Origin of the sequence: Azospirillum lipoferum 4B, from assembly GCF_000283655.1 — a bacterium.
Lineage (GTDB): Bacteria > Pseudomonadota > Alphaproteobacteria > Azospirillales > Azospirillaceae > Azospirillum > Azospirillum lipoferum_C.
Genome location: NC_016622.1, coordinates 1,929,993 through 1,942,153 on the forward strand (window position 1 = coordinate 1,929,993; position 12,161 = coordinate 1,942,153).

The following is a 12,161-nucleotide window of genomic DNA, read 5'->3' on the forward strand; positions in this document are numbered from 1 at the left end:
CCCCGATAGCGCCGCCTGCCGTCTACGCCACCACGCGCAGGCGGTAGGCGCCGAGGCCGAAGGTGGTGCGGGCGCCGGCGTGGACGACGGCGCCCAGGGCGAGCAGGGGCAGCAGCGGTCCCAGCGGGCCTTCCAGGAAGACGGTTCCGGCTTCGCCCTCCATCGGCAGCCAGCGGTCCTGCTTGGCGGAGCCGCGCCGCCATGCCATCGGCCACAGGCCGGCGGCGTCCACCCGCACCGCGTCGGCGGCGGCCAGCAGGGCGCGGCGGTCGCAGTCCACGTCGGTGTCCAGCCAGCGGGCCAGGCCGAAGACCCGGTTCAGCAGAGCCCCGGCGAAGCCGGCCAGCCCGTGGCGCAGATCGGCACCGCCGCGCGGACAGACCGGGGTGACGAACTCCAGCGCCACCGCCTCCGCCGCCGGGGGCACCGGCACGCCCTCGACCGTCTCCAGGCGGCGATCCAGCAGGCGGGGAGCGGCCGGGCCGGGGGACGCGCCGCCGGGGCGATGGGCGGCCAGCGCGCGCCAGGCGGTCACCACCTCCACCGCCCGTCCCCCGGCGGAAACCGTGCCGCGGCCCGGCGCGCCGACCCCGGCGGAAAGGCCGTTGCGCACCGCCGCCGCCAGCGCCGCCGCCGCCGGTGCCCAGTCGTCGGCGAAACCGAAACATGAAGTGGTCCCCGTTTCCCGGACAGTTTGGCGGCTGGAATAAGCTTGGTTTAGGTTCGTGTCACGCCGCCATTCTGATCTGGTTGAGTGTGCCCTCGTAGACCTCTGCCGGGGTTCTGCCGCCGAGCGCCGAGTGCGGGCGGTCGGCGTTGTAGTAATCGATCCAGCGGCCGATCCCGGCTCTGGCCTCGCTGCCGGTCTCGAAGGCGTGGAGGTAGGCGCACTCGTATTTCATCGATCGCCACAGCCGTTCGATGAAGACGTTGTCCATCCACCGACCACGCCCGTCCATCGATACCCGGATGCCGGCCGCGGTCAAGAGGCCGGTGAAGCGCGGGCTGGTGAACTGGCTGCCCTGATCGGTGTTGAAGATGTCCGGCCGACCGTAGTGTGTCATCGCCTCCTCTACGGCCTCGATGCAGAACTCGACGTCCATGGTGTTCGACAACCGCCAGCTCAGAACCTTGCGTGTCGCCCAGTCCATCACCGCCACCAAGTACAGAAAGCCGCGGCGCATGGGAATGTACGTGATGTCGCTGCACCACACCTGATCGGGGCGGTCGATGGTCAGGTCGCGCAGCAGGTATGGCCAGATCTTGTGTTCGGGGTGTGGCACTGTCGTCTTCGGGCGCTGGTAAATCGCCTGCAAGCCCATCCGCACCATCAGGCGGCGAACCCGCTTGCGGATGACCTGATGGCTGTGCCGGCGCAGATGCCGGGTCATCTGCCGGCTGCCGTACCAAGGCGTTTCCAGGAACTGCTCGTCGATCAGCCGCATCAACTCCAGGTTCTCGGCCGGCTCGCCTCTGGCCGGCCCGTAGTAGCTGGACCGGCTGATCGAAACCAACTCGCACTGCCGAGTGATCGACAGGCGTGGATGATCCGCCTCGACCAGCTCCCGCCTCCGACCGATGCTCATCGACCGGAGGCCTTGCGCAAAAAATCCCGCTCTACGACCAACTGGCCGATCATGGCGTGCAGCTTCTCCACCTCGCTCTGATGGCTGGATTCAGCCGCTTCAGCCTTGCCGGAGAACACCCCGGCCATCCCCTCCATCGCCTGCTTCTTCCACGCGTTGATCAGCGTCTGGTGTACGCCGTGCTTGGCGACCAACTGCGACACTGTAAGCTCGCCCCGGATCGCCTCCAGCGCCACCTTCGCCTTGAACTCTGCCGAATACCGCTTCCGTTTCCCCGTCATCGGGTCCGTCCTTCTTCCTGGGCGAACCAAGCTCAGCCCACTGTCCGGGAAACGGGGACCACTTCAGTGTTGCAGTCCGATGCACAAGCCGCTCGGCCCAGAGCTCCAACGCCTGTCGGCGCTCCGTCAGGTAGCATGGTTGCCGAGTCCATAGGGTTGGACTCGCAGGTCACGCTTTGCTTTCTCCATTCTTCCAAAGCCAACAGGCAATGATGGCTGACGCAAGCAACCAGATACCCGTGATGGACGACAGCAGCACCCAGGCAGGCGGATCGCCCGGCGGCGGATTTTCGGCCACCATCGGGTAAAGGGTCTTGCCGAGGGTCGAGCCGAACACGTCGGCGACCACGACGGGAAAAGCGTAGAGCGCGATGAAGCGCCCCACCCCGGCGAGCCGCAACTCGGCCAGCGAGCGCAACGCGGCCTCGATCGCCTTGACCTCGGCCTCCATGGCGGTCAGTCGTCGATCGAGACTCCAGCGCCGGTCAAGCGCGTCGCGCACGAGGCGGACGTCCGGTTCACCCGGCGGCAGCGCGTGACTGCCGCGCATTTCGGTCAGACGGCTCGCCGCCAGCGCCGCACGCCGGACAGGATCGTCCAGGTTGGGCCATCGCCTCTTCGCGTCCAGGATGGCCCGAACCTCGACGACCAAGGGGCGGATCGCCTCCGTCTCGACGGTCTTCAGCCGTCGGTCGAGCAGAGCGGCCTCCTCGAACGCGGCGCGGATGCCATCCACCGCCAACGGCCTCTCCCGCCAATCGTCGAGGAGGAACAGGCCACCGTCGGTGACGATCGCGAATCCACCGGCCAGATCCAGTCGCTCCCAAGCCCCGCCACCGGGGAGATCATCCAGCCCGGGCGATCCCTGCCGGTCGAGCAGGGCGGCCAGCACCCGCATGGTGATGGGGGCACCGGACAGCGCGCGGGTTCCCCCGACCGCCGCGGCGTCGGATGGCCCCGGCCAGTGGGCCACGAGGAGCGTCTTGTCGTGGTCCGCCGCGGTTGTCCTGGGCAGTTCCCACACGCAGACGGGGCTGCTGCCGCGGGCGGAGCAGACCTGGACGTTCCACAAGGGGTGGCAGGCGGTCCAGACGGCGTCGCGGACGTCGCCCCAGCCGAGCTTCGACCCCGCCCGCCCGTCGAGCAGCCTTTTCGGCGCACCGATCAGGGTGCCGTCCGGTGTGATGTACCAGGGCTCGTCATGGCGGCTGTCCACGCCGGTCAGGGGGCGAGGCGCCCCGGCCGGCCGCTCCTCCCCGGAATCCCTCCAGGCGGCCGATTCCCGCATCTCCAGCTCGGCCCACAGTTCGCGCAGGTCCAGCCCGAGACGGGGATCGACGGTGATGGTGATGTCGTTTCCGGTGCCGGCGCAGGAGGGCCGGTGATGGACGGCCATCGCGAAACCCTGGCCCAGGGGCGAACGCTCGCGGTCGTTCCGGTAGAAGACCTTGGCCGTGCCCGTCGGCTGGTCCTCGACGAAGAGCAGCGCGTCGACCAGCAGACGCCGCCCCCGCGTACCGGTCAGGGGCAGCGAGAGCTGGACCATGGCGGCATGGGACAGCCAGTCGAGGTAGGTGGCGTGTTCCTGCCGCAGGGCGGCGGTCGCCCGCCTCCAGGGCGCGGCGTCGGAAAGCGTCGGGACCGCGTGGGGCAGCACGGACCGCTGGAGGCACAGGGCGGCGAAACCAAGCGCATCGGCCCAGGCGTCCGCCAGCGCCTCCGGCCCCGGCTCCTCCTCGGGCGGGAAGTGGCTGTGGACGTGCGCCGAGGCCAGGGCGCACCAGGAGGTCCAGGGGTCGTCGGCGTTGCCGGTGCGTTCCCAATCGTCGACGGCAGCGCCCCACGCGGCCCCCAGCTCCCCGAGCGTGACCCCGGCGAGCCGCGCCAGCAGCAGCAGGACTCCGAAGACGGAATCCGGACTGGCGTCCTCCACCACCAGCGTCAGCCCGGCAAGCGCCGCGTCGGGCGTCCGCGCCGTCTCCGCCCAGGACGCCCAGGCCCGCGCAAGCTCGTCGGGCGGATCGGTCACCAGGGCGGTGACGCTGGAGTAATCGCGGCCGAAGCGGGCCCGCGTCCCCTTGTTGTTGAGCAGCCAGCGGCCCGGCAGCAGCGGCGTCCCGGCCGCCGGCCAGCGACCGCAGCCGACGTGCAGGCAGGGGCCGCCGTCATCGACATGGCCCTTCTCGAGAACGACGCGGGCGGGTCTGGCGCGGGCAACGCCGTCCAGGAAATCCTTGAGTGGGAGGCTCACCGGTGATCGATCCTCATGGGTTCGGCTCGAAAGGCGGTCGCTGGGCGCTTGCGGTGGCGGGGGGAGGCGCACAGGCGCCGCAGAAATAGGTCACGAAGGCGTCCTCATCCCCCGGCCCGCGGCCGACGATGATGGCCCAGCTGTCCGCCGCATCGTCGGCGTCGCCGCGTGGGTCGTCGGGCTCCCCCTGGTAATGCGCGGCCTCGTTGCGCAGCCCGATGAACCGCCCGAGGGCGTCGATCCGGCGCTTCCGCCGCGCGGCGTCGGCCGGGAACAGAAGGTCGGCGCGGGGCAGCGCACGCAGATGGGCGACCAGCGGCGCGAAGGTCGCATCGGCGCCACCATCCGCAAGCGACACCGCCCTTTGGAAGATGCCCACGAGTTGCCCCAGCGTCAGCGTCGTCCGCCCGGCCAGGAAGGCCGCGGCGTTCGCCTCCCGGCTGTTCGGCGCGGCATCCGTCCCGATGCGGGCGGCGCCCGCGCGGACGAGGTCGCGCGCGGGTTCCATCAGCCGCGCGTGCAGCATCCGCTCGACGGCCTTCCCCAGGCTGAACGGCACGAGCCGCGCCAGCGCCGGTTCCTGGAGAAGCTGGCCGGCTTCGGCAAGCAGGCGCCGCTCGTCGTCGGTGAGCGCCCCGTCCCACAGCGCGCCCAGCCGGCCGCGGGCCACCGCCTCTCCATCCACCAGTTCGGCCCTGTCGACGCGTGCCATGTCGGATTGCAGGCGCGATGACAGGCCCTCCGCCATCTCCGCCAACAAACGCTCCCGCTCGTCCGGGCGAAACACGGCCCGGTCGAGGATCCGGCGGTTCTCCGTCAGCGCCGCCCGCAGGATCGCTCGCACGTCGCCAAGGCCGAGGGGAAGCGTTCTTGTCGCGTCGATCGCCCCGGTCAGCGCGTCCAGCAGTTGCCTCAAGGCGTCGTCACGGCACAGGGCGACCCAGGACGCGCGGCTCCGGCCCGCGACACCGCCGTCGTGCAGACGGGCCTCGGCGGCCAAGGCCCCGGCGTGCTCCTCCAGCCGGGGCTCCTGCTCCCAGGCGACCTCCATCAGGGATTTGACGCGCCGGTCGATCTCCGCGCCGTCGAGCGGCGCGTGTTCCCGCAAGGCGCCGTCCAGGCGCGCGATGGCGTCGCGCAGCCAGCGCCCGGCCTCCGCCCCGCGGCCACGCACGTCCCGGGCGGACATGGCGGGCAAGGCCGTCGCGAACTCCAGCCGCCAGACGGCGGCCGCCAGACCGATGACGGTGTCCATCACCGGACGGGCCGCGGGGAGCGTGGCCCCCAGCAGAAGCCCCGCACCGGTCCACAGGCTTGCGATGCCGTCCCCGATCCGCCGTCGGGCGATCAGAATGCCGGCGCGATGCAGATGGCCGGCGGCGTCCGTCGGCCGTTCGGACAGGAACGCCCCCAGGATCCGGTCCGCCTCCGCGGGGTCGCCCCGGCGCTCCGCGGCCATGGCCCGAAGAGCGGCGCCGTCCGCGGTGCCGCCGAAATACAGCGTCCAGACGACGTCCAGCCGCTGCCGGGCACCGAGGATGCGGGACATCGGCTGCGCCATCGCACCGCCGCCATCCCTGCCGGACGCCATGACCGCCGCCAGCGCCGCCGCCAGCCCCTCTACCGCCGCCTGCTGCATCCGCGGGGAGTCCGGCGCCGCGCCGGGGTTGGTCGGATCGAGATGGTCGATCACCAGCTCCGGCACGAACTGCGGCCGGCCTGAGTCGATGTAGGCCCGGATGGTCATGTCGAACAATCGTTCCCGCTTGCTCCGCCAGACCTGCGCACCCTGCCATTCCAGCCGCCGCAGCACTTCCAGCGCGTCATCCCCCACATCGGTCGCGTCGCGGTCGGCGCCATCCGGCACGGCGATCAAAAGGAACCCGATCGAGGCGTTGCAGAAGAACTCGGCGCCTTTGATTTCGAGTTGTTCGCCCGCAACCGACGGCCGCAGGGTATCGAGGCTCGCACAGTAGGCACGGTGGGCATCGGATTGGCGGCCAAGCCCCGACAGCGCGTGGCCAAGGTTGCATTGGGCGCCCCCAAGCGTCGTTCGCTGGCCTGCGGTGATAAGTTCGGTGGCGTTGAGGAGATGGATCGCACGGTTGTACGACTCCACCGCTGCCGCCAGCGCCGACGGCGTGCCCTGCGCCCGAAGGGCATTGCCGCGTTTGGTCCACGCCGACGCCAGGGCATCGCGGTAGGCTGGCCGGGCGAGGTCGAGCGGCTCGCGAAGCGCGATGGCGCTGTCGTACGACTCCACCGCCGCCGCCAGCGCCGACGGCGTGCCCTGCGCCGCAAGGGCAATGCCGCGGTTGGTCCACGCCGTCGCCAGGGCATCGCGATAGGCCGGCCGGGCGAGGTCGAGCGGCTCGCGAAGCGCGATGGCGCTGTCGTACGACTCCACCGCCGCCGCCAGCGCCGACGGCGTGCCTTGCGCCCAAAGGGCATTGCCGCGGTTGGTCCACGCCGCCGCCAGGGCATCGCGGTAGGCCGGCCGGGCGAGGTCGAGCGGCTCGCGAAGCGCGATGTCGCGGTCGTACGACTCCACCGCCGCCGCCAGCGCCGACGGCGTGCCCTGCGCCCAAAGGGCATTGCCGCGGCCGTTCCACGCCGCCGCCAGGGAATCGCGGTGGTCCGGCCGGGCGAGGTCGAGCGGCTCGCGAAGCGCGATGGCGCGGTCGTACGACGCCACCGCCGCTGCCAGCGCCGACGGCGTGCCCTGCGCCGCAAGGGCAATGCCGCGGTTGGTCCACGCTGCTGCCAGGGCATGGCGGTGGTCCGGCCGGGCGAGGTCGAGCCGCTCGCCAAGCGCGATGGCGCGGTCGTACGACGCCACCGCCGCCGCCAGCGCCGATGGCGTGCCCTGCGCCGCAAGGGCATTGCCGCGGTTGGTCCACGCTGCCGCCAGGGCATGGCGGTGGTTCGACCGGGCGAGGTCGAGCGGTTCGCGAAGCGCGATGGCGCGGTCGTACGACTCCACCGCCGCCGCCAGCGCCGACGGCGTGCCCTGCGCCTCAAGGGCAAGGCCGCGGTTGGTCCACGCACCTGCCAGGGCATGGCGGTGGTCCGGCCGGGCGAGGTCGAGCGGCTCGCGGATCGCGATGGCGCGGTCGTACGACTCCACCGCCGCCGCCAGCGCCGACGGCGTGCCCTGCGCCTGAAGGGCATCGCCGCGGTTGGTCCACGCCGTCGCCAGGGCATCGCGATAGGCCGGCCGGGCGAGGTCGAGCGGCTCGCGAAGCGCGATGGCGCGGTCGAACGACTCCACTGCCGCCGCCAACGCCGACGGCGTGTCCTGCGTTCTGTGTGTGTGACCACGGTAGCTCCACGACCGCGCCCAGGCGAAGCGGCAGCGGGGGAGCGAGTCGTCCTGATTGGAAAGAAGGGCCTCGGCCCGTTCGAGGCCATCGAGCGCCGGATCGTGCCACCGGTCGTCTCGTGATCGCTCGCAACAGAACAGGGCCAGATGGAGGAGGGCCGCGTCGATCGGGGCGACCTGGTGGTCTCCGAAACGTGTCAGCGCGCGTGTGACGTGATCGAGGGCGGCGGCCCAGTCACCGGACGCCCTGGCGTCATCGATCAGCCGTTCGCTGTCGAGCCAGGCCAGCCGGAGCCCCGCCGCGATCACCGCCGGGTCGGTCGGGTCGGCGTCGGCCAGCATGGCCGTGGCGGCCTGCCGGTGGGCGTCGACGTCCGCGTCGCGGTCGTCGAGCCAGGCGGACTCGGCGGCGTCGACATGCGCCTTCAGATCACCCGAGTCCATCCCGCCTCCCACCAAAATCGCACGGGGGAATGGTCAGGTACGGAACGCCATCCCCCACAGGGCAGCACGATGAAACCAGAGCGCGCGGGATACGACAAGGATCTCGAACTTTCCGACCAGGGCGACATACTTTCATATTCATTTCCGCGAAACGAAGAGTTAACGGACGCCTTCTATCCTCCCTTACCCGCCACTCTTCGGTTGCAGCCGCGGATACCGTTCGATGACCGACACCGCTTCCGGCGATCTCCTGGTCGCCCCTCCGTCCGCCGAGGACGGGCCCATCGACCTGTCGCGCCTGACGCCGGACCAGGCGATCGGCGCGCTGCTGGCCGGGCGCGCGCTGTTGCCCGGAACCGGAACGCCGTTCGCGCTGGGCGACGGGGCGCGCAAGGCGCTGGCCTTCTACGCGCAGGAGGCGCGCCGGACGCTCTGGGACACGACGAAGCGGGAACAGGTGCGGGAACGCGAGATCGACGATTTGCTCGATGCGCTGGACGGCCCCCTTCCGGCCGGTTGGGCCGTCGATCTTCCGGCCGACGGAACGCGTCCGCGCTGGCATCTGGTGAGTGCCTCCATCGGCCAGTTCGGCGGCCTGCACGCCCATTGCGACGGCAACGGGCAGGCCCCACCGGAACTGCCGCTGTCCACCGATGGCGACATCCTTCTGCTGATCGGCCCCAACGGTGCCGGCAAGAGCCAGATTGCCAAGGCTCTGTGCTGGGGGCTGACCGGCCAGGTGCCGCGCACCCACAATGAGCCCGCCTCCTTCACGACCCTGGTCAACCGCTACACCCCGCCGGACGCCGCGGCGGGCACCGCCGGCTTCGAGCTGCCCACCATCGTTCCCATCCCCGGCCGATCGCACCTGGAGGGTTGCGGCGGCACGCCTCTGCTCGCCACATCGGTCACGCTGAACCTGGAGGACGACGGGGGCAGGCGCCTGACGCTCCGGCGGGAGATCCGGCGGGCCGGGGACGGCTTCGAGTCCGCCGTGCGCATCGTCAGCGACGACGGTGAGCGGACGGTGGGCGTGGCCGCCGCCCTCGGCGTGTCCGAGCTGGCGCTGGAGTCCAGCGCGCTCACCATGGCGCGGCTGCCCTTCATCCGGCTGGACGGGCCGAACGCCCTGACCCGCGGCGTCGCCGAACTGACCGGCGTCGCCCCGCTGAAACGGCTGGGCGAACGGGCGGCCGATGGTCTTGCACGCTGGTTGAAGGAGGAGTACCCGAAGAAACAGCGCAACGCTCTCAAGAAGTTCGAGCCGGACTTCAAAAGGGCCGCCACGACCCTGCGCTCCGCGCTGGAGGGCGTACAGCCGCCGCTGACCGTGGCCATTCCGGACGCCCCGGACGTGAAGGACGAGGGGGCCGCCTACGCCAAGGCCCTCGCGGCGCTCGATGCGGCGCTCGCCGAACGGGAGGCGCAGGCGAAGCGGATCATCAAGGACTCGACGGGGCTCGATCTGGAGCCGGATGTCATCGGCACCCTCCTCGACCAGGTGCGGCGAGCGTTGACGGTTTGCGAGGCGGAGGCCGTGCGCCAGCGCATCGACAGCGCCCTGGCACCCTGGCGCGCCATCGCCCCGGAGGACGCCGAAACCGCCACCCAACTCGCCACCGCCATCGCGGGCGATGCCCACGCCTTCGCCCGCATCGACGCCGACCGGCAGTCCGCGGCGCGCTTGCGCCTCTACGCCACGCTGCGCCGCTGGGCCGACGCCAACGCGCCGGGGGCTTGGCCGCCGGGTGAATGCCCGGTGTGCGAAACTCCCCTGAAGGGATTGACCGACCGGACACTGGCGGTCGAGATCACGGAAGCGATGGCGGAGGTCGACCGCCAACAGGCCGCCTCCCACGTCGATGCGACGCAGTGGGAGCGTGCCGCCTGCGCCCGCCTGGACCAGGAGTTGTCGGCAAGCGTACGGCAGGCATCCGAACGGACAGGCACCGGGCCTGCGGTCGCCCTGGCCCAGGCGTTCGCCGATGGCCTCGTCAAGGCGGCCAACCTGACCGGGCATCTGGGCGGCCTCGCCACACGGCTGCGGGAGGAGGTCGCGGCCGTCGCCGCCGGCTTCCCACCGGTGACGAACCCGGTGCTGCCGGGCCTGCCCGACGCGCTGGCGGAAGGAAGCTGCGCCGGTCGTCTGGCCGCCGTCGCCGCGGCCATCGGTGGTGCCGACTGGGTGCGCGCGTCGGACGCCGCGGTGGCGGCGCTGGCCGGGCTGGTGGAGCCGCAGGGGGACGCCGGCTTCAACCTGTTCCGTGCGCTCGACGAGATCCGGAAGATTCTCGAAGCCCAGCAGCCGCTCAAGATCGCGCGGGACGCGGCGAACGACCTGCAAGGCAAGAAGAACCAATGGGACCTGCCCTGCCGGAACATCCGCCGGGCCAAGGCCGCGGCCGGTTCCGTGGCCGAGCTGGAAGGTCTCGCCGGTCTGGTCGATGCGCAGGTCGACACGCTGATGAAGGCGCTGCACGACCGGACGGAAAAGCTGTGCGGCCGGTTCTACGAGCGCACCAACACCGCCGGCCCGGACCTCGACCGCGTGGAGGTCGTCGATGGCAGCCTGAAGCGTTGGGCGCGGTTCGATGACGTGACGGGCGACGGCGGGGAGGTGCTGAACGCCTCGCGCGACCGCGCGTGGCTGTTCGCCTTCGCGATCGCGCTGCTCGAACGTATCCGGGAGCGCGATGGCGGGCTTTCCCTCCTCCTTCTCGACGACCCGCAGTCGCTGTTCGACGAGGCCAACCAGCGCCGGCTGGGCGCGGGGCTCGGGTCGCTGCCGAAGGACGGCACGCGCCCGCTGATCGTCACCTTCAACCACCATTTCGCCGCGGCCCTGCGCCGCAACGCGCCCGCGGGGTCGGTCCGCAGCTTCGAAATTCAGCCGCGCTCCAGCCGGGAGCTTCGCGCCAATGTCCGTCCGCTGGCCACCGAGTTGGAGCGCGCAAGGCGGGCCTGGAAGCAGCAGGATCAGGATTTGCGCTGCGTCACCGCCTTCTGTGCCGAAGCCCGCCGTTATCTGGAAACGGCGTTGTGCGACCTCCTATGGTCGAGCCGGATCGCCATCGACGGCAGCGAGTCGTTGGAACCGCTGTTCAACAAGCTGGAAAACCTGACGAAGCGCGGCGCGCCCTACGACAAGGCCTGTTTCCGCGCGCTCGTCAAGCATGAGGCCTGGAAGGACAAGACGGTTCGCGATGCCATCAACTGGGCGCATCACGGGGTGCCGCTGGCCGACCTGAAGCCAGGGCATGCCGAGCAATTGGAGCCGCACATCAACGCCATCGTCGGCCTGATCGAGGAGTGCCAGAAGGCGTTGGACAAGGTGGTCGCCGCCGGCCGCGCCCCGGCGAGCGACACCCCGGCCGTGCTGCCGGCCCGGCCTTTCGCCTCCCTGTCCATTCCGGTGCAGGGCGCCCTGGCGGCGCGGGATGGCACCAGCGCCGACGACGCGAGCGCCCCGGAACCGGTCGACGATCTCGCCATCGATCCCAACCGCTTCACGCTGTTCGCCTGCGGGTCCGGCCTGAAGTGGCTGACGCCGTTCTGCCGGCCGGGCGACGTGCTGGTCGTGGAGCGCGAACCGCGGACGGGGGAAGGGCTGTCCGTGGTCTGGGACGGCCTGACGGGCTTCGCCGGCTGGCTGCGCCGCTCGTCGACATCGGGCGCCATGTTCCTGGACGGCAACCCCGACCATTCCTTCCTGATGGAGATCGACCCGGAACGGCAGGTCGTGCATCCCGTCGCCGGCATCCTGTTCCAGGCGGTGGCGGCGGCCGGCGGGGTGGTCGCCGCCTGCGACGAGCCGACCCTGATGGCGAAGCTCAAGGCCGCCGTGCCGGTGGTGACGGGCCACAGCGCCGATCCGATGCTGGGCGTCGGCGACGCCGCGCTGATCGGCGCACCGCTTGATGGCTGGCCCGTCGAGGGGACGCCGATGGCGGTGCGCCTGCCCGACGACCATGTCCTGAAGCGGCTCGGCCGCCGCTTGGACAGGGATGGCCGGGTGCGCCTGCTCGACAGCCTCGGGCTGTCCGGAGACAGCCTGCCCGCCCGCCTTCCCGGCCCCGTGCCCGAAGGCTTCGACACCGTTGCGACGGCGTTGGAGATCGCGCCCGTGCTGGGCGTCTGGTACCGGGTCGCCGCGCCGTAGGAGCCGGAACGCAAAGGCGGCGCAACCCCGGAGCCGCGTACGGCGCGTTATGGAATGACTTGGTCTCAACCATTCATTATTCTGTCGGTTCCCGCCACATCCCGTCGGCGCAATCCCC

At 71.2% G+C, this 12,161-nt stretch carries 5 protein-coding genes; 1 reads left to right on the plus strand and 4 read right to left on the minus strand.

The genetic code is table 11. The features are described 5' to 3' along the window. Positions 1-22: 22 nt before the first annotated feature. The 4 genes from cas6 to AZOLI_RS08915 form a co-directional block, all read right to left on the minus strand. Positions 23-613 (minus strand): CRISPR system precrRNA processing endoribonuclease RAMP protein Cas6, encoded by a 591-nt coding sequence (gene cas6 / locus AZOLI_RS08895; RefSeq protein WP_014248282.1) that lies wholly within the window; start codon positions 611-613, stop codon positions 23-25. A gap of 115 nt (positions 614-728) precedes the next feature. Then, a protein-coding gene (locus tag AZOLI_RS08900) for an IS3-like element ISAli5 family transposase (RefSeq protein ID WP_085938459.1) occupies positions 729-1,867 on the minus strand; the annotation gives its coding sequence in 2 pieces (ribosomal slippage) (positions 729-1,612 and positions 1,612-1,867; 1,140 coding nt in all). Positions 1,868-2,036: 169 nt separating this feature from the next. Beyond that, entirely contained in the window at positions 2,037-4,118 is a 2,082-nt protein-coding gene (locus tag AZOLI_RS08910; protein WP_014248285.1) for a hypothetical protein, read from the minus strand. Between the two features lie 13 nt (positions 4,119-4,131). Beyond that, the gene (locus AZOLI_RS08915; protein ID WP_014248286.1) at positions 4,132-7,884 is read right to left on the minus strand and encodes a tetratricopeptide repeat protein; all 3,753 of its coding nucleotides are present in this window, start codon (positions 7,882-7,884) and stop codon (positions 4,132-4,134) included. Positions 7,885-8,107: 223 nt separating this feature from the next. On the opposite strand from AZOLI_RS08915, the gene AZOLI_RS33045 reads away from it, so the two are divergent. Then, positions 8,108-12,043, plus strand: a complete 3,936-nt coding sequence (locus AZOLI_RS33045; RefSeq protein ID WP_014248287.1) for an AAA family ATPase — start codon at positions 8,108-8,110, stop codon at positions 12,041-12,043. The last annotated feature ends 118 nt before the right edge of the window (positions 12,044-12,161 follow it).

Excerpts from the sequence above, each read along its gene's own strand:
- AZOLI_RS33045 (WP_014248287.1), top strand. The coding sequence starts at position 8,108 with ATGACCGACACCGCTTCCGGCGATCTCCTGGTCGCCCCTCCGTCCGCC.
- AZOLI_RS08915 (WP_014248286.1), bottom strand. The coding sequence starts at position 7,884 with ATGGACTCGGGTGATCTGAAGGCGCATGTCGACGCCGCCGAGTCCGCC.